Genomic DNA, 22,538 nt, shown 5'->3' with positions numbered 1-22,538 from the left:
ATATCTTTTCTACATTGATTCGATAGTTGAGTTTTGGTTGTTGAATTTGAATCATAAAATAATGTGGTATTTTGTTGTTTTGGAATTTGAATTAGTTTAAAAACTCTTTCAAATCAGCATAAGTTTTGATTTTAAAACTTTTCTTTTCTTTGTTTAATACTCCTTCAATCTGTTTTGGAATGGGTAATGTCAACTTTAAAGCAGATTCTACAATAGCTGAAAATTTAATAGGATGTGCTGTTTCTAAAAATACACCAATGTGATTAGGGTAATTAACGAGTTCTTTTTTTAGCCCCAAGTAGCCTATTGCCCCATGAGGTTCTGTAATATAATTAAACTGGTCATATATTTTTTTCATCAGATTGATTGTCTCTTCATCTGAAAAATGATAGGATGAAAAGTCGTTTCTAAAAGCGTCCATGTCAAACTGATATAATTCCTGAATTCTGATAAAATTACTTGGATTTCCCACATCCATCGCATTGGATAAAGTAGGTACGGAAGCTTTTGGGCTGTAGATTTCAGTTGTCATAAATCGAGGAACTGTATCGTTTTCATTGGTGGAAGCTACAAAATGCGCAATGGGTAAACCCAATTTTTTTGCCATTATACCGGCACAAATATTCCCAAAATTACCACTCGGAACGGAAACGATAAGTGGTCTATTGTATTTTTTCAATTCCTTATATGCAAAGAAAAAGTAAAACATTTGTGGTAACCATCTGGCCACATTGATGGAATTAGCAGAAGTTAAATTTTTATGGGCTAAATCGGAATCTAAAAAAGCTTTTTTTACCATATCTTGACAATCATCGAAAACGCCATCGACTTCTAATGCTGTTATATTTTGACCAAGTGTAGTTAATTGACGTTCCTGAACATCGCTCACTTTTCCACTAGGATACAATATGATAACTTCTACATTGGGAACGCCTAAAAAGCCATTAGCTACTGCACCACCTGTATCGCCGGAGGTAGCAACCAAAATAGTGTTTTTTTGAGACGGATTTTTTTTATTGAAATAAGCAAGACATCTCGCCATGAAGCGGGCACCAACATCTTTAAAGGCCATAGTTGGACCATGGAACAATTCTAATGAATAAACATTTTCTTCTACATTTATGAGAGGGAAATCGAAATTTAATGTTTCCGAAAGAATTTTTTTCAATTCATTTTCAGAAATTTCGTTTCCAATAAATTGTTTTATTGCTTCGTATGCAATTTCAGTGAAAGTGAATGTTTCAATATTCTCAAAAAAAGAGGCGGGTAAAGGGTTTATTTCTTCCGGAAAATATAGCCCTTTATCTGGAGCTAGTCCAAAAACAACAGCTTTTTCAAAAGAAACAGATGGTGATAATTTGTTTAAACTTTTATAGTACATCAAATCGAATTGTTTTTTGGGTATAAAATCAGTACAACAATTTCGTAAAAGTAAAATAAAACTTTTAATACTCGAAGAAAGTCAAAAAAATAACAACAACCTGATGCGTTTAAAATTTTGTAACTTTGCTAAAATTAAAATTTATGAGTCTCAAAACAAAAGCGTTTCTATTTCAATTGATTTCTTTTGCTGTTTTTTTTATTCCTTTTCGCATTGCAATTGAATACATGACAACGTTAGAAAGATTTTGGCCTCCTTTTATTGCATTTATCATTACACTTATTTTAGCTCCGAAGTTTCAAGTAGCCAAAACGAAAGAGGGCGAGCAATTATTTGTGAAATGGATTTTTTTAAAAGGAGTGAAATCAATTTAATTACTTTTTGGTTCCCTCAGAGGTTGGTTGGAGTTTCTTTTTATATAGAGGGATGAAATAAGAAAGAGTATAGTTAAAACCAACCCCAAATTTACCTTCATACTTTTTATTGAAACCCGGTATATATAAATTTTCAAAGTCATTAGGTTCTTTATTTCCCACTAAATAATTAATTCTAAAATTGAAACCGGCATAAAAATTTGAAAACAATTCGGCTTTAACCCCAGCAACAATTTCTATCCATTGGGCCGATAAACCATCAAATTTTCTTCCGGAAGCAATGGTTGGTGACTCCCCAAAATAAGGATTTGGATTATAGACTCGATAAGTATTTAATTCTTTACTGAACGTACTAGTTCCAAAACGCATACCAACATAAATGAGGTTTTCCATATCCAACCAATTTTCATACGAATTATAGTCGAAACCCACCTTAAAATAGGTTCCCGAAATGGTAAAATTCACACGATCTTCGTCGATTGTTCGCTTTTCGTTTCCAATTTCTCCGGCTAGATAATATTTTTTTGTGAGGCGATAATCTCCAACAACTTCTAGACCTCTGTAATCTTCTTGTATAAAACTTCGTGCCAATTTAGAGGCATCAATTCCCAGCCGCAGTCCATAACGCTCTGTTTTTAAAGGAGTAATAATGCTGTCATTTTTTGTTTCCTGAGCCAAAATAGTTTGAGAAAACAAGAATAGTAAAAAACTAAAAATACATTTTGATATGGACATCTTCTTCGGTTTCAACATTACTTTTTACAATTTCTACATTTTCTATCCAAAAGAAATCGTCTCCTTCAGGATTTGTTTTTACCACACCATTTGCTAAATTTAGATTAAAAAAGCTTTTAAATCCGCATGCTCTCGAAACATAAATATCATTGACAATATAATTAAATCGAATTAAATCGGTATTGTTAGTCGCTGTACTCGATGTGGAATTGATGTTAAAACTATAGTTTGTGAAATTTTCATTCGTTTTAAGTGGTAGCTCAATCGTATCCACTTGATTAAAATTTAAAGTTGTCGCCGCTCCTTCTCCTTGGATTTTTAAATTGGCAACTATTTTTCTTACCGTACTGTTATCTTTACTGTAAAACTCAATAATTAATCGAGGGGTTGTTGGGGTTCCGTCAGCACAAATATCGTCTTTTTCACATCCTGAAAAAAGCCCTGTTGTGAGTAGTAAAAAGAAAATTTTTAAACTGTTTTTCATTATTTTTTTTCTAAAAGTACAACATTTTCAACGTGATGTGTTTGCGGAAACATATCCACCGGGCGAACGCGTGTAACTTTGTATAATGAATCCATCAAGGCTAAATCACGTGCCTGTGTGGCCGAATTACAGCTGACATACACCACTTTTTCCGGTGCGATTTTCATGATTTGTTCAACAACTGCTGCGTGCATGCCGTCTCGTGGCGGATCGGTGATAATAACATCCGGTTTTCCGTGAGTGGCAATAAATTCTGCATTAAACACGTCTTTCATGTCACCCACAAAAAATTCGCAATTGGTGATGTTGTTTCGTTTTGCATTTTCTTCGGCATCAGCAATGGCTTCCGGAACGGATTCAACACCAATCACTTTTTTAGCTTTTTTAGAGACAAATTGAGCAATGGTACCTGTTCCTGTATATAAATCATACACTAGCTCATTTCCGGTTAAACCGGCAAATTCTCGGGTAATTTTATAAAGTTCGTACGCTTGTTCAGAATTGGTTTGATAGAATGATTTGGCATTGATTGAAAATTGCAAGCCTTCCATTTCCTCTAAAATATATTCTCTCCCTTTAAATAATTTGATGTTTTGGTCGTACAAAGTATCGTTTGCTTTTCCGTTAATCACGTACAGTAAAGAGGTGATTTTAGGAAATTTTTCAGAAAGAAAACTCAGCACCAATTCACGTTGCGTTTTATTTTCTTTAAAAAACTGAATGAGCACCATGATTTCACCTATGGAAGTAGTTCTAATCATCAACGTTCTCAACAAACCTTCATGATTCCGCGCATTAAAAAAAGGAATGTTATTTTCTGTAGCAAATTCTTTTATGGCATTTCGAATTGCATTGGACGGATCTTGTTGCAAATGACATTTTTGAATGTCTAAAATTTTATCCCACATTTTTGGAATATGAAAACCTAACGCATTTCTATCATGAATTTCTGTATCATCTTGAATTTCATTTTCGGTGAGCCATCGACTATCTGAAAAAGAGAATTCCATCTTATTGCGATAGAAAAATTGTTTTTTGGAGCCTAAAATTTCTTCAAATTCTGGAAGTTCAATTTTTCCAATTCGTTTTAAATTATTAAAAACTTCATTATTTTTATAAAATAATTGTTGGCTATAGTTCATATTTTGCCATTTGCAACCACCACAAACTCCAAAATGTTGACATTCCGGTTCAACACGATGTTCTGAAAATTTGTGAAAATGAATGGCTTTTCCTTCAAAATAAGATTTTCTTTTTTTGAAAGTTTGTACATCCACTACATCACCGGGTACCACATTTGGAATAAATATAACTCTTCCATCTTCTGCCTTGGCAACCGAAACACCTTTTGCTCCGGCATCTAAAACGGGTACTTCCCTAAATATAATTTTGTCTGTATTCTTTCTTCCCATGGAGCAAAAATAAGTTATTAGCTAGTAAAATTTTAGCGACTTGTGAATTTTTTACAATAAAAAAAACGCCTATAGTAAAAAGGCGTTTAAAAATATAATTTTTAAGAATCTAGTAAATGATATCAAATGAACCTTCAGTTACTAGCACAATTCCAGTAGAACTGTTTAAAGTGCCTGAAAATGTGCCGGTGTATCTGCCGGGAGAATTTACAGTTACATTTGAATTGGTAAGGTTTTCATCATTTTGGTAATAAGTTCCGTCTGTCGTATAATACATTCCCCAGATGATGTCTCCGGTTGTGCCATATTCAGATTTCAGAACAATTGTTTTTGTAGCATCACTAGTCATTGTGGCTGTTACTTCTATATCGGAATATCCTTCAATAACGTAATCAACTATGTCAACACTTATAATGTTAAACTTTTGTTCTACACCATTGAATTTTGCCCGAATAAAATTGACTTCTGATTTATCATCATCCGTTGAACAAGAATAAATTCCAATCAAAGCAAAACACAGAATAAGTAATAATTTGTTTTTCATGTTTATCAGTATAAGATAAACAAATTTAATGTTTTAATATGAATTATTTAACATGATTTAAGAAAAAATACGATTAGTGGTCTAAGTTGAAAAGGCCATTGGTAACTGTGATAGTTTGTCCGTTATTAGGCTCTGTTAAAACGCCAGAAAAAGTTCCTGTTAACTTGTTTTCGGTGCTTTCTGTAACTAAAGTTGTGAAGGCACTACTGTCTTGCACATACGTAAAACCGTTGATAGTAATATTGAATCGCCAAATGGATTCTGCCCCCAATAAGCCTTCTTCAGCAATAAATTCAATTGCATTTAGCGAATTTTCAGTATTGTATCCTAAAACACGAATGTCAACCCATTCAAAACTAGTTTCTGAATTGGTGTAGGGTTGTTTGGTAATCACAAGGTTCTCAAATTTAATTACTTCACCATTTATTGTTGCAAAAACTTTATTTGTTTGATCATTTGAGGCCAAATCGTCATCATTATCAGAACAGGAAGACAATAAAAAGAGTAGGCAAGTTGCAGTAATGTGTAAAATGTTTTTCATGATTTTTTTCTTTAAAATTATCAAAAAAGATAAGAATGTACAAAACATTTCGATGAATTGGTAAAAAAAATCGCTGTTCGTTTTGTTATTAATTGATCATTGCATACAGTAAAGTCCATGTGATAATCAAGATTGGTCCAACTAGTCCAATAAATATTCCTCCAATTCTAAATTCTTTTTGTTCTATTAAACCGGTGCTGTATGCAATTGCATTAGGCGGCGTAGAAACGGGCAATAATAGTGCACAAGATGCACTTAGACCTATCACAAAAGGCAAAACCATAGGATCAACACCTTCAGTAATACTCATTAATGAAATAGCCACCGGAATTAAAATGGTTGTTGCAGCCGTGTTGCTCATAAAGTTAGACAATGTTACAGTGGTTAGCGAGAATATAAACAGTAACAAATAAAAATTTATATCAACCGAACTAATTTTTGAAATGAAATAATCGGCTAAACCTTGTTCTTGAATTGCTAATCCTAAAGCTAAACCTCCTGCAACAAGCATGAGTGTATCCCAGGGGAGTGAGCGAACATCATCTGCATCAATAATGCCCAACATTGTTAAAGCAACAATTGGAATGCCCGATACGGCTGCTACAGGTATGCCAGTCCATTGTGAAGTTAACCAAAGTGATAGCGTTGTAACTAAAACGATTAATACGATTCTTTTTCTAATTTTATCTTCTTCGCTGTATTCTTCTTCCTGAATTTCTTCTTCTTGCAAAAAGTCCAGCGAAAGTGTTTCTTTTTTAATTTTATACTTGATTAATAAAATTTTCCAAAACATAAAAATTAAAATAAAAGCCACCGGAACACCAATAATCATCCATTCAATAAATGTGATTTTTATTCCAATACCTTCCAAAGCACCAACGGCAATTGCGTTTGGAGCAGAGCCTATGATTGTACCCATTCCACCAATAGCGGCAGCTGTTGGGATGCCCAATACCAATACTTTTGAAATGTTTGAAGTCTTACCCAATTGAGTGAATAATGGCGTGACCGTTGCAATCATCATCGCCGTGGTTGCCGTATTGCTCATCAACATTGAGATTATTGCGGTGGTCATCATCAATCCAAGAATGATGTATTGGGCTTGCGAACCGAATTTTGGAGCTGCAATTTTTAGAAGTAAAAAATCTAGTTTCGTTTTTTTCATTCCTTCCGCCAGAAAAAATCCCCCAAGAAATAACCATATTACTCCATCGGACCAAGTTTGAACGTATCGCTTGGCATCCATCGTGTTTTCTTGACCCATCGTAAAGACCAAAAAACCAACAATCAAAATACCAACAGCAAAAGGTGGAATTGCCTCTGTAATCCATAACCCAATCGAGAAAAAAAGTAAAAAAAGCACATAATCTTGTGTAGGTGTAAAAGCAGAATCTCTAAGCAGTAAAACTAATAAAATTGCGATAACTGCAGAAAAAAGAAACATAATTGTCCTGCTTTGACGAGCAACTTTTAGTTGAATTTTAGTCAGTTGTTTTATCGAATAATTCCTTGAATCAGACATAGTTTTAAATTTAGAGTAAAAATAGTAACAATCTTGAACAACTGGACTGATTAATGTCATTTTATTTTAACCATTCACGCAAACGTTTTCAAAGAATATTGCTTATTTTTGCTACTTATTTGGATGATTTCTCTCCATCAAGTAGGAATTGATATGTATCGCATTTAAAATTTATTACAATGTCAGTTTTAGAAAAAATCAATTCAGAAGAACTCATTGCCTTAGAAAATCAACACGGAGCACATAATTATCATCCCTTACCCGTTGTGTTGAGTAAAGGAAAGGACGTGTATGTTTGGGATCTGGAAGGAAAAAAATATTATGACTTTCTTTCTGCCTATTCGGCTGTCAATCAAGGTCATTGTCATCCAAAAATTGTGAACGCTTTGATAGAACAAGCTCAAACGTTAACCTTAACATCAAGAGCTTTTTATAACGATAAGTTGGGTAAATATGAAAAATTTATTACCGATTTATTTGGGTTTGATAAAGTTTTACCCATGAATACAGGGGCAGAAGCCGTTGAAACCGCACTTAAAATTTGTCGTAAATGGGCTTACGAAAAGAAAGGTATCGATGAACATCAAGCAGCAATTGTAGTTTGTGAAAACAACTTTCATGGAAGAACAACCACGATTATTTCTTTCTCAAATGATGAAAACGCAAGGAAAAACTTTGGCCCGTTCACCGAAGGTTTTATTAAGATTCCATATGATGATATAGATGCTTTAAAAAATGTTTTAGAGAATAATAAAAATATTGCCGGATTTTTAGTAGAGCCAATTCAAGGTGAAGCCGGTGTATATGTTCCTTCTGAGAATTTTATTGCTCAAGCACAAGCTTTGTGCAAGCAAAATAACGTGCTTTTTATAGCTGACGAAGTGCAGACAGGAATTGCTAGAACAGGCTCTTTGTTAGCTGTTTGCGGAAATTGTAGTTGTGAGAGCAAATGTGAACGCAATCCACAAACCTATGTTAAACCCGATTTGTTGATACTTGGTAAAGCTATTTCAGGCGGAGTTTATCCGGTTTCTGCTGTTTTGGCTGATAATGACATCATGAATGTGATTAAACCCGGTCAGCATGGCTCAACTTTTGGTGGCAATCCGTTAGCAGCGGCAGTAGCAACAGCAGCGTTAGAAGTGATTGAAGATGAACAATTAATTCAAAATGCTCGCAGATTAGGAAAACTTTTTAGAAGTGAATTGGGCAAATACATTCAAAACAGTAACATTGTTACTTTAGTAAGAGGGAAAGGGCTTTTAAATGCCATTGTGATTAATGATTCCGAAGAAAGCTCAACTGCTTGGGATATTTGTATGAAACTTGCCGAAAACGGTCTTTTAGCCAAACCAACGCATGGAAATATCATTCGTTTCGCTCCGCCTTTGGTGATGAACGAAGAACAGTTGCTCGATTGTGTTTCGATAATTATCAAGACGTTGAAAGAATTTGAAAGATAAAAAAAAAGGGTGAAAATAAAATTCCACCCTTTTTAATTTATTATTTATTGACCAAGCATTTCTCTTAATTTTTCTTGCATCAATTCTTGATCCTGCATTCCTTCAAAACCAAACGTTGCAATCATCCAAATTACCAACAAAAGATAGATAAGGCTCAATGCCAATCCAATATAAGCTAAAATTTTACCCGTTTTGATATTTCTATAATTTGAATATAATTCGGGATTTTCTAAATAAAGCTGAGTGTCCTTTTTTGCTAATACCAAAGCAATAACACCTAAAATAATTCCTAAAACTCCGTAACAACAGCAGGTTACGATCGATAAAATCCCCAAAATAATGACTGCCGTAGCATTAGGTAATTTTTGCTTTTCCATAATGTAATGTTTAATTTGTTGGTTGATTAATAATATAAAAGTTTATAAAAATAAGAAAATATCATTATAAATGCTGTGATGATTCCTAAAAAAACAATTAGTTTGTGATAGCTTCGTGATTTATCAATCATACTTATGCCAATGAATAGAAAAAACAGCATCATTGAATAAATTGCCGGATACATATAAAAAGCTGCTTCAAAATTACCTTGCAACAACAATGTAAATGAACGTTGAATGCCGCATCCAAAGCAATCCACGCCAAATAATTTTTTTGATAAACAGGGAAGCATATAGTCTTCCATAATTTTTTAATTTTAAGAATACAATTTTACAAAAAAAAGAGATTGATTTATCATTGTTCTACATTTAATTTTAATCTTTACCTTTGAAATCTAAATTTTATTTGATGAAAAAAGTATTTATCCTTATCGTATTAATTGCTGCTTTTTTTGCATTTTATACACCTAAAGAGAGTAGTAACTATTCAATTTATATTAAAGTTGCCGCTATTGTAATTGTGATGATAGGAGTGATGAAATTAATGCAAAAAGTACCTAGTAGAAATCAAGAAAAAGAAGAGGATGAAATTTAATATTGGAGATAAAGTAGCAGCGTTGGATGAAGATATTTCCGGAGTGGTAGTTTCAATTAAAAATGATCAAATTGAAGTAGAAACTACCGATGGTTTTTTGATGACATATTTTGTCAACGAATTAATTAAAGAAAACAATTCCAACGAGTTAAAAGGATTTATTTCAAGAGAAAAAGTAAGTCATGCTATCAAAGAAAAAGTTGAGCCAATCAAGCGAAATTTTACCAAAGAAAAGAAATCTAAGAAGGATGAATTTGTGTTGGAAGTAGATTTACACATTGAAAAATTAGTTCCTTCCAAACGCGGAATGAACAATTATGACATCCTAAATCTTCAAATGGAAACCGCCAAAAGACAACTCGAATTTGCTCAAAAAAACCGTATGCCAAAAGTCGTTTTTATTCACGGCGTTGGTGAAGGTGTTCTAAAAGCCGAACTCGATTTTTTATTAGGCAGATATGACAACATCACTTTTCAAGATGCCAATTATCAAAAATACGGATTGGGTGCAACCGAGGTGTATTTTATCCAAAAGAAAATGGTATAATTTTTTAAGGGAGATTGATTACAAACTCTCCAAATTCATACACATCACCTAAATTAAATGATACTGGTAATTGGGACGGAAGAACCACTTTTGTCATCGTTACATTTTTCAAAGTAATTTTATGACGATGACCAATTACTGGGCTAAGATTATCAGTTGGAATTTCATATTCAATAGTGGTTCTCACTTCAATAATACCGCTTATTCCAGTCACACCATCCTCAGATATAAACTCCTCTAGAGGAGTTGGAGTTTCATTAGCACATAATAATTCAGAGCTGATACTTGATCCATAATATATTATTTTTAATACATTTAGATCGCCATCAATGATGTCTGTTCTTGGGGGGTTGTTTTCAGAAGTTGCCTCTGCCACAAACAGATTAGGATCTATCTTTAACGTCATGGCTTGTGGTGGTACATTTGCCGGTGTAGACGGACCTGTTGTTGGAATTTTAAACAAATACGAATAGTCATAAATAGGGTCTAAACCAACAGGTGCTATATTGCAAGACGTGATGTTTATATTGTAATTTCCTTGACGAAAAGAGGAAGTAACATAGTCACCAAAAACCAATTCGGTAAACAATTGTTGGTTGCCGTTTCCTGTATCAAAATTTACATTGCGTAAAACAATAGTGTGTGTATAGCCGGTTATTTCTGAAGCATTGGTGGTTTCATTAACTTGTTTATTTACAAAAGTACTAATTTCAATATCTCCAGAAACTGCATTCCACTCTGTGGAGACAGTTGGTGTGGCAGGAGGAATAGTGTTGCAAATTACATTTGCACTTAAAGAACCATTATATAGCCTGTAAAACACTTTATTTGTGCCAGTGATATTAATTATTCTTGGCACTCCCGGAGGGGTAATTTCATTTCTAAAACTATTTTCCGGAATTTGAATAATCAAAGCTTCATTATCATTAATTCTATATATAAAAAAACCTGATTCACCACTGTTACACGAATTCGTACTAGCGGTTGTAAAATCAAACGACTCAATGTTAAAATCACCATCGTCGCACGCGTTCAATGAAAGTAAAAGCACAAAAAAACCAAGTATTTTTTTCATAAGAGTATCAAAATAATAAACAAAAATAGGATTTTTAATTTCTCTAAAAAGCATTTCACTTTAATTAGTATGATTTTAACCATAATTCTTATCTTTGATTTCTTCATAAAAATTATCGAAATGAAAAATTCCATTGCCTTTTTTTGTCTGATGTTTGTTGGATTTGCTCACAGCCAAGAATTGAAATCGCCTGATAATCAGTTACAAATGATTTTTGAATTGAGTCAAGCAGGAAAACCATCCTATCAACTAAAATATAAAAATAAAAGTGTCATTCAGTCCAGTAATTTGGGATTGATGCTAAAAAACAATGACGATTTATTGGATGGTTTTGAAGTAATAAATGCTAAAACTACTTCATTTTCAAATAAATGGAAGCCCGTTTTAGGCGAAGAAGAAGAAATTCTCGATCAGCACAATCAATTGATTGTTGAACTTGTTCAAAAAGCAACCGGTCGAAAAATGAATTTAGTTTTTCGTTTATTCAATGAAGGACTAGCTTTTCGATATGAAATTCCAACCCAAGAAAAATTAAATTATTTTGTTATTTCGGAGGAAGTAACGCAGTTTTCATTAACCGGAGATCACAAAGCTTTTTGGATTCCGGGTGATTATGACAGCCAAGAGTACAGTTATAATGAGACGAAATTATCACAAATTGATGTGGATAAATTGGATATGAATAACGGAATTGGGATGAAAGGACCAATGACAAAATCCCGCATTCAATCACCGGTTATGATGAAATCTTCCGACGGCTTATACCTCAATATTTTTGAAGCTGCCGTGGTTAACTATCCAATTATGCATTTGGATGTTAATACAAAATCATTTGTAATGCAATCGCATTTGGTTCCCAATGCAATTGGCGATAAAGCGTATTTACAAGCTCCGGCTAACTCACCTTGGCGAACAATAATGGTAAGTGACGATGCCCGGACAATTTTAACCTCAAAAATGGTTTTAAATTTAAATGAACCGTCAAAAATTGAAGATACATCTTGGATCAAACCGATGAAATATGTTGGAATTTGGTGGGAAATGCACGTAGGTAAAGCAACTTGGGATTATGCCGGTTCACAAAATGCACAAATGGCTCAAGATGCCGAATTAAAACCAACCGGAAAACACGGAGCAACCACCGTAAACACTAAAAAATACATCGACTTCGCTGCAAAGCACGGTTTTGACGGTGTTTTAGTGGAAGGATGGAACGTAGGTTGGGAAGATTGGTTTGGCAATTGGAAAGAAAATGTATTCGATTTTGTCACTTCTTATCCGGATTTTAATGTGGAAGAAGTACAAAAATATGCCGAATCAAAAGGTGTTAAAATGATTATGCACCACGAAACATCGGGTTCTGTTTCAAATTATGAAAGAAGATTAGACCGAGCGTATTCTTTTATGAAAAAGCATAATTATGATGCTGTTAAATCGGGTTATGTGGGAAAAATTATTCCTCGAGGCGAATGGCATGACGGACAAGCGATGGTGAATCATTTTAATTATGCGGTGGAAAGAGCCGCAGAATATAAAATTATGGTTAATTCACATGAATCATCCAGACCAACCGGTTACCACAGAACGTATCCAAACTACATTGCGGCAGAAGCAGCTCGTGGCAACGAATTCAATGCGTGGAGTGTGGGAAATCCACCCGCTCATGAAACGATTTTACCGTTTACACGTTTTCTGGGTGGTCCGATGGATTATACGCCGGGAATTTTTGAAATTAAAATGAGTTATTATGATGCTACTAAAAAGGAGCAAGTGCACACCACGTTGGCAAAACAATTGGCCTTGTATGTAACGATTTACAGTCCGCTACAAATGGCTGCGGATTTACCGGAAAATTACGAACGTTATTCGGATGCTTTTCAATTTATTAAAGAGGTGGAAGTAGATTGGGATAAAACAGAGATTTTGGAGGCCGAACCTGGCGATTATGTCACCATCGCCCGAAAAACTAAAGGAAAAGAATCCTGGTTTTTAGGAGCCATTACCGATGAAAATCCGAGAAAGACAGAAATTGCATTAGACTTTTTAACACCCGGAAAAAAATACAAAGCCACCATTTACCAAGACGGAAAAGACGCTCATTGGGAGCAAAATCCAAAAGCGTATTCTATCAAAACCATTGAAGTAACTGCTAAAACCAAATTAAAATTGAATTTAGCAGCCGGCGGCGGAACAGCGATTAGTTTCTTTCCTTTGTAATGGTAAAGGGTGAAAGGTGATTGGTAATGGGTAAAAGGTAATTTAATTTCTTTTTGTCATTCCGCAAGATGACGAAGTCGAAATAGGACACGAGCTATAGCGAACTGGCAAAGCAATCTCCCGCCTAGGCGGGTCAAAAAGCAACGAACTAAATAATGAATAAAATATACCTCGATAACGCATCAACAACTCCCATCCGTCCCGAAGTAATTCAGGAAATGGCCAATGTGATGCAAACCGAATTCGGAAATCCATCTTCCACACACAGTTTTGGTCGTGGTGCAAAAGTGATTTTGGAATCGGCCAGAAAAAGTATTGCTAAACAATTAAATTGTTCCGGACAAGAAATTATTTTCACCTCTTCCGGAACGGAAGCCAATAACTGGATTTTGCGAAATGCAGTAACAAAAATTGGCGTAAAAAGGATCATTTCAACCAAAATCGAACATCATGCTGTTTTGTATCCCATTTTAGAATTGCAAAAAGAATTTGGAATTGAAGTTGAATTCCTGGCGATTTTAGCCAACGGACATCTCGATTATTTGCAATTGGCCACTTTATTAGAAGATCCAAAATCCACTTTAGTAAGTCTAATGCACGTGAACAATGAAACCGGAGTGGTTTTAGATTTGAATCGGGTAGGCGAGTTGTGCAAATCCGCAAATGCCTATTTTCATTCAGATACAGTGCAGTCCATGGGAAAAACTGAAATCGATTTGCAGGAAATCCAAGTTGATTTTTTAGTCGCAAGTGCTCACAAATTCCACGGACCTAAAGGAGTTGGTTTTGCTTATATAAAGAAAAACACAACTATTTCACCCCTAATTTTTGGTGGCGAACAGGAAAAAGGCCTTCGTGCCGGAACTGAAGCCGTTCATCAAATTGCCGGAATGGCTAAAGCTTTAGAAATCGCTTATCAAAATTTAGGTAACGAACGAAATGCCATTTTTGAATTGAAAAAATACACCATTGAGCAATTAATGAATCAGTTTCATTTGCTTAAATTCAATGGCGGATTTGAAACATTTTATTCTATTTTGAATATTCAATTACCATTTGCACCTGAAAAAACAGCGATGATTTTATTTGAATTGGATATGAAAGGAATTGCGGCTTCGCGAGGAAGTGCTTGCCAATCGGGAAGTATCAAACCTTCGCATGTGTTAGCCGAAATTTTATCGGAAGAAGAACTTAGAAAACCAAGTCTCAGAATTTCATTCAATCATCAAAATACACGAGAAGAAATCGATTATTTTATTTCGTGTTTAGCGGCGATGTAAGTCAGAATGAGTATTTTTGCCCAACAACTCAACGACCATGTATAAACTACTGATTCGACCGATTTTATTTTGTTTTGATCCGGAACAAGTGCATCATTTTACGTTTTCATTAATTCGTATTTTGAATAAAATTCCCGGTTTTGGAATGCTTTTTCAGTCCATTTATGAAGTCAAAAATCCAACATTAGAACGAGAAGTATTTGGATTGAAATTTAAAAATCCGGTTGGTTTAGCAGCGGGTTTTGATAAAGATGCCAAATTATACAAAGAATTATCCAATTTTGGTTTTGGTTTTATCGAAATAGGAACATTAACGCCAAAGCCACAAGAAGGAAATCCTAAAAAGCGTTTATTTCGATTAAAAGAAGACTCGGCAATCATTAACCGAATGGGTTTCAATAATGACGGCGTTTTGGATGCTGTTGAACGATTGAAAAAAAATAACGGCGTTTTAATTGGTGGTAATATTGGTAAAAATAAAAATACGCCCAACGAAGAAGCTACTTCCGACTACGAAATTTGTTTTGAAGCTTTATTTCCGCATGTTGATTATTTTGTCGTAAATGTAAGTTCGCCCAACACTCCCAATTTACGTGCGTTACAAGACAAAGAACCGTTGACACACTTGTTGCAAACACTTCAAAATTTGAATTTACAAAAACCGAAACAAAAACCAATCTTACTCAAAATTGCACCGGATTTAACCAACGAACAATTGTTGGAAATTATTGACATTGTCGATGAAACCAAAATTGCAGGTATAATTGCAACGAATACAACACTTTCTCGTGAGGGTTTACAATCTGAAAATAGAACAGAAATGGGCGGACTTAGCGGAAAACCATTAACCAACCGTTCCACTGAAGTGATTCGTTTTTTGAGTGAAAAAAGCAACAAATCCTTCCCAATTATAGGCGTGGGCGGAATTCATACTGCCGATGATGCAATTGAAAAGTTGAATGCAGGTGCTAGTTTAGTGCAACTTTATACTGGTTTTATTTATGAAGGGCCTGCATTAATTAAAGAGATTAATAAAAAGATTTTAAGTAATAATTAAAGTTGTGTCTTTTCAGTTGTCTGTTGATCGTAAAACCTAACTGAATACTGCGACTACAAACTGTAAACTATGATTACTACTTTCCTTCTCGCATCAATCGCCTTAACACTCTCTCCCGGACCGGATATTTTATATGTCTTAACTCAAAGTATCTCTAACGGGAAAAGGTACGGAATTGCCACGGCTGCAGGTTTGGTTTCCGGAATTTTGGCGCATACCACGTTAATTGCTTTAGGCATTTCAGCTATCATTAAACAATCTGAATTAATCTTTACCGGGATTAAAATATTAGGAGCATGTTATTTACTTTGGATAGCTTTTCAAGTATATAAATCTTCTTCATCGATAGATCTGAAAACCAGCACTAATCAGAAGAGATCCTTACTTTCATTATTTCGACAAGGATTTATCATGAATGTACTTAACCCAAAAGTGACATTGTTTTTCTTAGCTTTCTTTCCCGGGTTTATTAACGAAAAATTAGTCAATGTAACGCAACAAATTTATTTACTTGGTTTTTTATTTATGCTCCAAGCATTTGTGATTTTTTCTTTGGTAAGTATTTTGGCGGATAGTCTTACTGTTTTCATTCGAAATAATAATCATTTTGCCTTGTTTTTAAAATGGTTTCAAATTGTAGTTTTCATCGCAATTGCCGTGTTGATTTTAATTTAAATAAAAAATCCTTTTCCGATAAATCAGAAAAGGAAATTACACAAACAAATAACTACTATTAAATTGCTTTTTTAATCACATCAAGCCATTTTTCTGCCAATTGATTATCCCTAAAATGAGTAATTTGAATTGGTTTTTCATACTCAAAATCATAAAACTTAAACGGAATTTTGGTTTTGTCTGCTTTTTTTTCTAAAACAACTTCAACTTTTGTAACTAGTTCTTTTTTGTTTGCAGTTTGCGAATGTTCCACTTTTCGATGAATTTCGCAATGAGCAATTTCATTCAAATCAGCAAAAGTGACCAATTCCGGTTTAGCATTCATATCAATTAACAATAACTTTTTGTTTTGTTCGTCAAAGGCAACAATTTTATTATTTATCGTATCTCGAACAGTGAAAGCTTTTGCGTTTCCTTGACTATATTGTTTTAAAATGTTTTCAATTTTTGATTTATTGATGTGTTGATTTCTCAATAAAAAGGCGATGGGTAGAATAGTAATCAATACTAGTACTAACCCAATTAAAGTGGTGGATGTTTCCATTTTTTTTATTTTTTTAAGTAAATTATAAACGAGCCGTAAATTTTATTTACAGCAATTGATTAACCGAGAAAACCGATTAAATCACCAAAAAAAATGATAGGGAAACAAGAGTTTAGAAACTTTTTCACAACGATTGTGATCTTGCCTTGATAAAAAGGAAGTAAATTTTGAAAGTAAAAATGTGCTGCTTTCCGCAAGAATAAAAGGTGAAAAAGATAATAAAAAAGCAGAATTATTCTTTACAACACTTTGAAACTGATGTTCTGCAATGGTTTGTTTTGTGCCAACCACTTTAACTATTTCAATAGAACGAACCGTTTGCGAAGTTGGAGCACTATTTTCTACAACAAACGTATTGTCTTTTACACCCCAAACAAAGAGCATCAAAAGACTGGCTAACGCAACACTATTTTTAAACCATTTCACGTTGCAAATGTATCATTAAGTTTGATATGTTTGTATTTAATCCATAAAAAAAACCATCCTAGTATAGAATGGTTTTGTATGTCAAAATAGGATGATTATTCTTGCGATAAATTCCGCAATTGTTTCAATTTATCTTTCCATGTTTGCAATTCGTCTTTATGTTTTTCGATATTTTTAAAAACTTCTTTCACCAGTGGATTATCTTTTTTGGCATGTGTGAAAAACTGAATATTATTTTCCAACTGAAAGATTTCTGATTGTACTTCGTCAATTTTACGAATAATAAAAATCTTTTCGCCTTCCAATTTTCTACTGTCATCTGAACCGGCTAGTTGTTCTAATTTGTTAGAAAAACGCATCATATCGCTGTCTTTCTTACTCAAACTTAATTTTTCAAACAAGGCATCCAGAATTTTATTGAATTTTCCTTCAATATGTCTTCTGGAAAAAGGCACTTTTCCAAACGATTTCCACTGTTCAATGTGCGCTTTAATGGCATCTAAATCAGTTTTGTGATCCCCAATCAATTCAAAATCTTTCATCGAATCTAAGTAGGCTTTTTTCTTGTCAAACGCTTCAATTTCTTCCGAGTTAGCATCGTTTCTTGTTGCTTTCATACGGTCAAAATACTGATTACAAGCATCTTTAAATTCTTTCCAAACCTTGTCAGAATATTTTCTTGGAACATGACCAATTAGCTTCCATTCTTCCTGAATTTGTTTCATCAATGGAGTAGTGGCAGTAAAATCGTCGCTCAAACTCATGGCTTTTGCTTTTTCAACCAAAGCCATTTTCTTATTCAAATTATCGTTCTGGTCCTTTTTAATGTCTTTGTAAAACGCATTTTTATGCGAATTAAAATTGCGAACAGCCGTTTTAAATTCAGCCCAAGTATCTTCATTTACTTCACTCGGAACTTTCCCGGCAGAGAAGAAAGCATTGCGTAACGCTTCTACTTTTTCAATATAGCCTTGCCATTGTGAGTGAGCTGTAACTTCTACTTTTGCCAATTCTTCAATTTCTGCAATAATGGCTTTCTTTTTTTCTAAATTTTCTGTTTCTTTTTCTCTGAGACCAGCAAACAAACCTTCGCGTTTATCGTGCATTTGCTTTGTTAACGCACTAAATTGATTCCAGATTTCCTCACGGTGTTCTCTGTCAACCGGCCCAATTTCTTCTTTCCAAATACGGTGTAAATCTTGTAATTCACGGAAAGCTTTGGTCACATCTTCCTCGTTCACCAGTTCTTCTACGCGTGCAATAATTTTTTGTTTTAGCTCTAAGTTATGCTTAAAATCTAAATCTCTCGCTTCACGATCTAAATGCAAATAATCATAAAAATTTTCCACATGAAAATGATAATTATTCCACACATGGTTATATTTATCTCGCGGAATCGACCCAATTGTTCGCCATTCTTCTCGCAATTCATTAAAGTGTTTCAACGTATCTTTAATGTTTTCCTGCGGATTAATGAGGTTTTTGATTTCTTCTACAATGGCTAATCGTCTGTTCAAATTAGCTTGTAAATTGTTTTGCAAACTTTTAAAATGAGCATTTTGCTTACCTTTAATCAGTTTGTAGAACAAATCAAATTTGGCTTTCAAAGGTAAATGATACTCAAACTCTTCTGTTGTATCCGGATTTTCAGCTACAAACTCTTCTCTTTTTTCATCAATAAAATGAGTGTATTTTGATAAAAACTCTTTTTTAATTTCCTCAACATGTTCCTTAATCGACATGATTTTTTCAACCGTAGAAAGCTTTTCCAATTCATCAACTAAGGCTTCCATCGACATTGCATGATAATCCAATAAAGGAATAACATGGCGGTCTTTCAACGTTTCGTCTTCACTTTCTTCCGCATTCGAATCATCAATCGCATTCAATGCTTTTTGGTGTTCGCTTTCTGTTTCCGAACTATCATCGGCCAATTCTTCGGTAGAAATTTCAACCACTACATCTTCCTCAATCGGAGCTGTGTTTTCAGTTACAACTTCCTCAGAAACAGCTTCAACAGTCGCTTCTGCCCCGCTTTTCAAAACGTTTTCTTGGTTTCCATCTGTCTCATTCTCAATAGGCGACAGGTTATCATTCTTTTCTTCTAACATCGAACAAATGTTTAAGGTTCATATAAATAAAGGCGAAAGATAATAAAGAGTGAGCAAAATTCAAAGAAATCAGACTTTTAAAGTTGTTTTTAGTTTTTTTTGGAGCGAATGGCTTGGGCATTTTCAGGTAACCATGTTCCCGCTTTCCGTTACAATATCTTTGGAAAAGTTAAAAACTTTGCCAAAGATGATTTCCACTTCAATCGGGGCTAGAAGGGAGATGTAGTTGGGTTTGGAGTTTCAGGTTTCAAGTTTCAAGAACGAAATTGTTCTCAAAGCGAATCCTTGAAAATCAATTATTGCAAAGCTATCAAAGCGATCAAGTCTGTGAAAATCGGTTTTATACGTCTTATCCGTGTGCTATTAAAAAAAGCGAAGCGATTTTCCAATAGCTTGAAACTTAAAACAAAACTAACCCTATTTGTTCCAAATCGTCCAACCCTTTTCCGCCTGTAAAACCAGCATTTCATGACCGTTTTTAGTCACGGCATTTTTGGCTTTCGCACGTTTTAAAAATTCGGTTTCTTCGGGGTTATAAATCAAGTCAAATGCAATGTGCTCCTCCGTAAAAAAATCATACGGAATTGGTGGACATTCTTCAATGTTAGGATGCGTTCCGATCGGAGTGCAATTGATTATGAGCTGATAATTATCAAACGTAGTAGCATTAATGAATTTATAATCTAAGGCATCTTCCCTCTTGCTTCGCGAGACAAAAGTGTACAAAATACCCAACTCTTCCAAGGCAAAAGCGATGGCTTTCGAAGCTCCACCTGTACCCAAAATCAATGCTTTTTGATGATGCGGTTGCAATAACGGTTCCAATGATTTTTTAAAACCATAATAATCAGTATTATAACCTTTTAACTTGCCCTTTTTAGTGATTTTAATGCAATTGACTGCTCCAATTTTAGTCGCTTTTTTGTTCAATTTGTCTAAAAAAGGAATAATTTTTTCTTTGTAAGGAATGGTAACGTTTAATCCTTTTAAGGTTGGATTTTCTCTAATGATCTTAGGAAATTGAGAAATCGCTTGTAAATCAAAATTTTCATATAAACAGTCCGTCAGTTCTTCCTTTTCAAATTTATCTGTAAAATATTTTTTTGAAAATGAGTAACCAATATTTTTTCCAATCAGACCAAAAAGTCTATTTTTTTCGTGTTCGTGCTCCATACCATTCTAATGCTAAAACAAGTACTATTCCCACCATTATATAAAAAACAGCCCAATACGTATCTGCTGACATTTCGGGTAAATATCGTTTATACGTTGCCACAATATGATTTCCGTTTCTATCAACAAGAAGATTTCCATTTTGTGTGGCATAAATTTTATGTTTCCAGGGCCAAACGACTCCTAGTGAACCAATGATAAAGCCTAAAATAGAGGCATAAGTTACTTTCTTAAAATGTTTAATCAAATAGCTTAGTAAATTAGAAAACGTAACTAGACCAGTTAACGAACCAAGTGTAAAGGAAACTAAAACTTTAAGCAAATGTATACGAGCAGGGTTGTCAACAAAACTGAAATCGCCTACAAACATATCAGCTATTGTATCATATAATGAATTAACAGAATCTACTAAAAGCAACACATAATTTCCCATCAACATCATGATAAACGAACCGGAAAGACCGGGTAAAGTCATTCCCGACACGCTAATAATGCCACATAGAAACACAAAAAGCAGATTTGAATTTTCGGTTGCTGGATCAAAAAAACTGATGCCAATTCCGAGTAATGCCCCAAAAATTAGTGCCGTTCTGGCTGTTTTTGTCCAAGCTCCTTCAAAATCTTTATTGATGTAATAGATGGAGCCAATGATCATGCCGAAAAAACATGCCCAAACTTGAATTTCATATCGCGTTAGTAAAAAGTCTAATATTTTTGAAATACTAAAAAAACTGATGATTATACCCAGAATCAATAGTGACAAAAATGGACCATTGATATAACGATAAAAACTTTTGAATCTTCCTGCGATTAAAAATTTAAAAGCAGTTTTATTCACACGCTTAAACGAATAAATAAATTCTTCATAAAAACCGGCTACAAAAGCCACAACTCCGCCGGAAACGCCGGGAATTTTGTTGGCCAATCCCATTGCAATCCCTTTTAGGACAAGATATATTTTATCGGAAAAGGAACGTTGGACTTGCATTTATTTAGAGAATTTTACAGCTACTTTTTCAAGAATAAATATAGTTAAAAACCCGAAAACCATCAACACAATTGCCATGATTAGGTGATTTTCTCCCTCAAAGTAATGTGGAAGAATGCTTTTTTCCATAAAAGGAACTTCGTTTCCATGTGAGTCAATTCGGGTTGAAATGACCTTTTTCCAAGGCCAAACTTTGTTGAGTGAGCCTAACATAAATCCGGTAAGCAAAGCTAAGGTTGCATTTCGTTGATTGTCGAACATCCAATGCAACACTTTTGAAAACAACTTGAGCCCTAAAATGGCACCAATAGCAAATGTACCTAATTTCAAAATAGCTTGTCCCAAAAGTTGCATGTTCATTCCCAAAATAGCTTCTCTGAATGAATTAATAGTTCCAATGACTACGGTATATGAGCCCATCAATAATAAAATAAAAGCTCCAGAAATCCCCGGTAAAATCATCGCAATAATGGCTATAAATCCGGAAATAAATAGGTAAAAATAACTATCGGGTGATGCAAAAGGTTCTGCAATCGTGATGTAGTAGGAGAGAGCAGTTCCCACAATAAAAGCTAACCAGGAGGGTACATTAAATTTTGTAATTTGTTTTCCCACAAAAAAGATACTGGCAATTACTAATCCAAAGAAAAACGACCAAACCAAAATGGGTTGTGTTGCCAAAAGATTCGTAATCACTTTGGAAAGTGACAAAATGCTGATGGCAATTCCTGAAACAAGAGCTAATAAAAAACTACCATTAATTTGTTGCCAAGCGATTTTGAACCCGTTTTTTTTCCAAGAAGAGAAAAAAGATAAATCAACTTTGTTAATACTGTCAATAAGTTCCTGATAAATACCTGAAATAAAAGCAATTGTTCCACCGGAAACTCCCGGAACCACGTCGGCCGCTCCCATCGCTAAACCTTTGAGCGTTATTAAAAAATAATCGGGGAAAAGTTTTCTCATAAAAAAATGCGTTCCGCTATTGAAACGGAACGCAAATTAGGGAAATTTTTT

24 protein-coding genes are annotated in these 22,538 nt (G+C 34.2%); 8 read left to right on the top strand and 16 right to left on the bottom strand.

The window, feature by feature from the left end; genetic code table 11:
• Nucleotides 1-91: 91 nt before the first annotated feature.
• On the bottom strand, nt 92-1,381 hold the full coding sequence (gene thrC, locus B0I10_RS11005) for a threonine synthase (protein ID WP_112086568.1): 1,290 nt from the start codon (nt 1,379-1,381) through the stop codon (nt 92-94).
• A gap of 143 nt (nt 1,382-1,524) precedes the next feature.
• On the opposite strand from thrC, the gene B0I10_RS11000 reads away from it, so the two are divergent.
• On the top strand, nt 1,525-1,755 hold the full coding sequence (locus tag B0I10_RS11000; protein ID WP_112086567.1) for a hypothetical protein: 231 nt from the start codon (nt 1,525-1,527) through the stop codon (nt 1,753-1,755).
• Here B0I10_RS11000 and B0I10_RS10995 read toward each other — a convergent pair whose 3' ends face one another.
• The 6 genes from B0I10_RS10995 to B0I10_RS10970 all read right to left on the bottom strand — a co-directional run bounded on the left by B0I10_RS10995 (nt 1,756) and on the right by B0I10_RS10970 (nt 6,993).
• Entirely contained in the window at nt 1,756-2,490 is a 735-nt protein-coding gene (locus tag B0I10_RS10995; protein ID WP_112086566.1) for a DUF6048 family protein, read from the bottom strand.
• Nucleotides 2,465-2,974, bottom strand: coding sequence for a DUF6452 family protein (locus B0I10_RS10990; protein ID WP_112086565.1), 510 nt, complete (start codon nt 2,972-2,974; stop codon nt 2,465-2,467). The genes B0I10_RS10995 and B0I10_RS10990 overlap by 26 nt, the downstream gene beginning before the upstream one ends.
• Nucleotides 2,974-4,386: a 23S rRNA (uracil(1939)-C(5))-methyltransferase RlmD gene (gene rlmD, locus B0I10_RS10985; RefSeq protein ID WP_112086564.1), complete on the bottom strand. Its 1,413-nt coding sequence runs from the start codon at nt 4,384-4,386 to the stop codon at nt 2,974-2,976. The genes B0I10_RS10990 and rlmD overlap by 1 nt, the downstream gene beginning before the upstream one ends.
• 109 nt (nt 4,387-4,495) lie before the next feature.
• Entirely contained in the window at nt 4,496-4,930 is a 435-nt protein-coding gene (locus tag B0I10_RS10980) for a hypothetical protein (RefSeq protein ID WP_112086563.1), read from the bottom strand.
• A gap of 73 nt (nt 4,931-5,003) precedes the next feature.
• Nucleotides 5,004-5,471, bottom strand: coding sequence for a hypothetical protein (locus tag B0I10_RS10975; RefSeq protein ID WP_146740346.1), 468 nt, complete (start codon nt 5,469-5,471; stop codon nt 5,004-5,006).
• 88 nt (nt 5,472-5,559) lie between these two features.
• On the bottom strand, nt 5,560-6,993 hold the full coding sequence (locus B0I10_RS10970) for an SLC13 family permease (RefSeq protein ID WP_112086590.1): 1,434 nt from the start codon (nt 6,991-6,993) through the stop codon (nt 5,560-5,562).
• Between the two features lie 179 nt (nt 6,994-7,172).
• On the opposite strand from B0I10_RS10970, the gene rocD reads away from it, so the two are divergent.
• Entirely contained in the window at nt 7,173-8,456 is a 1,284-nt protein-coding gene (gene rocD, locus B0I10_RS10965; protein ID WP_112086561.1) for an ornithine--oxo-acid transaminase, read from the top strand.
• Nucleotides 8,457-8,500: 44 nt separating this feature from the next.
• Here rocD and B0I10_RS10960 read toward each other — a convergent pair whose 3' ends face one another.
• On the bottom strand, nt 8,501-8,833 hold the full coding sequence (locus B0I10_RS10960) for a CCC motif membrane protein (protein WP_112086560.1): 333 nt from the start codon (nt 8,831-8,833) through the stop codon (nt 8,501-8,503).
• 26 nt (nt 8,834-8,859) lie between these two features.
• Nucleotides 8,860-9,138 (bottom strand): DUF2752 domain-containing protein, encoded by a 279-nt coding sequence (locus B0I10_RS10955; RefSeq protein ID WP_112086559.1) that lies wholly within the window; start codon nt 9,136-9,138, stop codon nt 8,860-8,862.
• Nucleotides 9,139-9,242: 104 nt separating this feature from the next.
• Here B0I10_RS10955 and B0I10_RS10950 point away from each other — a divergent pair, with 104 nt between their 5' ends.
• Both B0I10_RS10950 and B0I10_RS10945 read left to right on the top strand, forming a co-directional pair.
• Complete coding sequence (locus tag B0I10_RS10950; protein ID WP_112086558.1) at nt 9,243-9,428, top strand: hypothetical protein; 186 nt, start codon at nt 9,243-9,245, stop codon at nt 9,426-9,428.
• Nucleotides 9,418-9,975 carry a Smr/MutS family protein gene (locus B0I10_RS10945; RefSeq protein WP_112086557.1) on the top strand — a complete coding sequence of 186 codons (558 nt, stop codon included), beginning with the start codon at nt 9,418-9,420 and terminating at the stop codon, nt 9,973-9,975. The genes B0I10_RS10950 and B0I10_RS10945 overlap by 11 nt, the downstream gene beginning before the upstream one ends.
• Nucleotides 9,976-9,979: 4 nt before the next feature.
• Here B0I10_RS10945 and B0I10_RS10940 read toward each other — a convergent pair whose 3' ends face one another.
• Entirely contained in the window at nt 9,980-11,050 is a 1,071-nt protein-coding gene (locus B0I10_RS10940) for a hypothetical protein (RefSeq protein ID WP_112086556.1), read from the bottom strand.
• Nucleotides 11,051-11,170: 120 nt separating this feature from the next.
• Here B0I10_RS10940 and B0I10_RS10935 point away from each other — a divergent pair, with 120 nt between their 5' ends.
• The 4 genes from B0I10_RS10935 (at nt 11,171) to B0I10_RS10920 (ending at nt 16,279) form a co-directional block, all read left to right on the top strand.
• Nucleotides 11,171-13,267 (top strand): glycoside hydrolase family 97 protein, encoded by a 2,097-nt coding sequence (locus B0I10_RS10935; RefSeq protein ID WP_112086589.1) that lies wholly within the window; start codon nt 11,171-11,173, stop codon nt 13,265-13,267.
• Nucleotides 13,268-13,422: 155 nt separating this feature from the next.
• A complete protein-coding gene (locus B0I10_RS10930) occupies nt 13,423-14,547 on the top strand; it encodes a cysteine desulfurase family protein (protein WP_112086555.1) in 1,125 nt (374 codons plus the stop codon).
• A 37-nt stretch (nt 14,548-14,584) separates the two neighbouring features.
• Nucleotides 14,585-15,604: a quinone-dependent dihydroorotate dehydrogenase gene (locus tag B0I10_RS10925; protein WP_112086554.1), complete on the top strand. Its 1,020-nt coding sequence runs from the start codon at nt 14,585-14,587 to the stop codon at nt 15,602-15,604.
• A gap of 69 nt (nt 15,605-15,673) precedes the next feature.
• On the top strand, nt 15,674-16,279 hold the full coding sequence (locus tag B0I10_RS10920; RefSeq protein ID WP_112086553.1) for a LysE family translocator: 606 nt from the start codon (nt 15,674-15,676) through the stop codon (nt 16,277-16,279).
• 58 nt (nt 16,280-16,337) lie between these two features.
• Here B0I10_RS10920 and B0I10_RS10915 read toward each other — a convergent pair whose 3' ends face one another.
• The 6 genes from B0I10_RS10915 to B0I10_RS10890 all read right to left on the bottom strand — a co-directional run bounded on the left by B0I10_RS10915 (nt 16,338) and on the right by B0I10_RS10890 (nt 22,487).
• The gene (locus B0I10_RS10915) at nt 16,338-16,823 is read right to left on the bottom strand and encodes a hypothetical protein (RefSeq protein WP_112086552.1); all 486 of its coding nucleotides are present in this window, start codon (nt 16,821-16,823) and stop codon (nt 16,338-16,340) included.
• An 81-nt stretch (nt 16,824-16,904) separates the two neighbouring features.
• On the bottom strand, nt 16,905-17,249 hold the full coding sequence (locus B0I10_RS10910) for a hypothetical protein (protein ID WP_112086551.1): 345 nt from the start codon (nt 17,247-17,249) through the stop codon (nt 16,905-16,907).
• Between the two features lie 95 nt (nt 17,250-17,344).
• Complete coding sequence (locus B0I10_RS10905; RefSeq protein WP_112086550.1) at nt 17,345-19,360, bottom strand: DUF349 domain-containing protein; 2,016 nt, start codon at nt 19,358-19,360, stop codon at nt 17,345-17,347.
• Nucleotides 19,361-19,777: 417 nt separating this feature from the next.
• Nucleotides 19,778-20,533 (bottom strand): shikimate dehydrogenase family protein, encoded by a 756-nt coding sequence (locus B0I10_RS10900; protein ID WP_112086549.1) that lies wholly within the window; start codon nt 20,531-20,533, stop codon nt 19,778-19,780.
• Nucleotides 20,508-21,521 carry a DUF368 domain-containing protein gene (locus B0I10_RS10895; protein WP_112086548.1) on the bottom strand — a complete coding sequence of 338 codons (1,014 nt, stop codon included), beginning with the start codon at nt 21,519-21,521 and terminating at the stop codon, nt 20,508-20,510. The genes B0I10_RS10900 and B0I10_RS10895 overlap by 26 nt, the downstream gene beginning before the upstream one ends.
• Nucleotides 21,522-22,487, bottom strand: coding sequence for a DUF368 domain-containing protein (locus B0I10_RS10890; protein ID WP_112086547.1), 966 nt, complete (start codon nt 22,485-22,487; stop codon nt 21,522-21,524).
• Between the last annotated feature and the right edge of the window lie 51 nt (nt 22,488-22,538).

Source organism: Flavobacterium lacus (assembly GCF_003268815.1).
Lineage (GTDB): Bacteria > Bacteroidota > Bacteroidia > Flavobacteriales > Flavobacteriaceae > Flavobacterium > Flavobacterium lacus.
This window is presented reverse-complemented; position numbering and strand designations above follow the sequence as displayed.

What these genes read in the sequence shown, in the direction of transcription:
- thrC (WP_112086568.1), bottom strand. Translation starts at nt 1,381, where the DNA reads ATGTACTATAAAAGTTTAAACAAATTATCACCATCTGTTTCTTTTGAA.
- B0I10_RS11000 (WP_112086567.1), top strand. Translation starts at nt 1,525, where the DNA reads ATGAGTCTCAAAACAAAAGCGTTTCTATTTCAATTGATTTCTTTTGCT.
- B0I10_RS10995 (WP_112086566.1), bottom strand. Translation starts at nt 2,490, where the DNA reads ATGTCCATATCAAAATGTATTTTTAGTTTTTTACTATTCTTGTTTTCT.
- B0I10_RS10990 (WP_112086565.1), bottom strand. Translation starts at nt 2,974, where the DNA reads ATGAAAAACAGTTTAAAAATTTTCTTTTTACTACTCACAACAGGGCTT.
- rlmD (WP_112086564.1), bottom strand. Translation starts at nt 4,386, where the DNA reads ATGGGAAGAAAGAATACAGACAAAATTATATTTAGGGAAGTACCCGTT.
- B0I10_RS10980 (WP_112086563.1), bottom strand. Translation starts at nt 4,930, where the DNA reads ATGAAAAACAAATTATTACTTATTCTGTGTTTTGCTTTGATTGGAATT.
- B0I10_RS10975 (WP_146740346.1), bottom strand. Translation starts at nt 5,471, where the DNA reads ATGAAAAACATTTTACACATTACTGCAACTTGCCTACTCTTTTTATTG.
- B0I10_RS10970 (WP_112086590.1), bottom strand. Translation starts at nt 6,993, where the DNA reads ATGTCTGATTCAAGGAATTATTCGATAAAACAACTGACTAAAATTCAA.
- rocD (WP_112086561.1), top strand. Translation starts at nt 7,173, where the DNA reads ATGTCAGTTTTAGAAAAAATCAATTCAGAAGAACTCATTGCCTTAGAA.
- B0I10_RS10960 (WP_112086560.1), bottom strand. Translation starts at nt 8,833, where the DNA reads ATGGAAAAGCAAAAATTACCTAATGCTACGGCAGTCATTATTTTGGGG.
- B0I10_RS10955 (WP_112086559.1), bottom strand. Translation starts at nt 9,138, where the DNA reads ATGGAAGACTATATGCTTCCCTGTTTATCAAAAAAATTATTTGGCGTG.
- B0I10_RS10950 (WP_112086558.1), top strand. Translation starts at nt 9,243, where the DNA reads ATGAAAAAAGTATTTATCCTTATCGTATTAATTGCTGCTTTTTTTGCA.
- B0I10_RS10945 (WP_112086557.1), top strand. Translation starts at nt 9,418, where the DNA reads ATGAAATTTAATATTGGAGATAAAGTAGCAGCGTTGGATGAAGATATT.
- B0I10_RS10940 (WP_112086556.1), bottom strand. Translation starts at nt 11,050, where the DNA reads ATGAAAAAAATACTTGGTTTTTTTGTGCTTTTACTTTCATTGAACGCG.
- B0I10_RS10935 (WP_112086589.1), top strand. Translation starts at nt 11,171, where the DNA reads ATGAAAAATTCCATTGCCTTTTTTTGTCTGATGTTTGTTGGATTTGCT.
- B0I10_RS10930 (WP_112086555.1), top strand. Translation starts at nt 13,423, where the DNA reads ATGAATAAAATATACCTCGATAACGCATCAACAACTCCCATCCGTCCC.
- B0I10_RS10925 (WP_112086554.1), top strand. Translation starts at nt 14,585, where the DNA reads ATGTATAAACTACTGATTCGACCGATTTTATTTTGTTTTGATCCGGAA.
- B0I10_RS10920 (WP_112086553.1), top strand. Translation starts at nt 15,674, where the DNA reads ATGATTACTACTTTCCTTCTCGCATCAATCGCCTTAACACTCTCTCCC.
- B0I10_RS10915 (WP_112086552.1), bottom strand. Translation starts at nt 16,823, where the DNA reads ATGGAAACATCCACCACTTTAATTGGGTTAGTACTAGTATTGATTACT.
- B0I10_RS10905 (WP_112086550.1), bottom strand. Translation starts at nt 19,360, where the DNA reads ATGTTAGAAGAAAAGAATGATAACCTGTCGCCTATTGAGAATGAGACA.
- B0I10_RS10900 (WP_112086549.1), bottom strand. Translation starts at nt 20,533, where the DNA reads ATGGAGCACGAACACGAAAAAAATAGACTTTTTGGTCTGATTGGAAAA.
- B0I10_RS10895 (WP_112086548.1), bottom strand. Translation starts at nt 21,521, where the DNA reads ATGCAAGTCCAACGTTCCTTTTCCGATAAAATATATCTTGTCCTAAAA.
- B0I10_RS10890 (WP_112086547.1), bottom strand. Translation starts at nt 22,487, where the DNA reads ATGAGAAAACTTTTCCCCGATTATTTTTTAATAACGCTCAAAGGTTTA.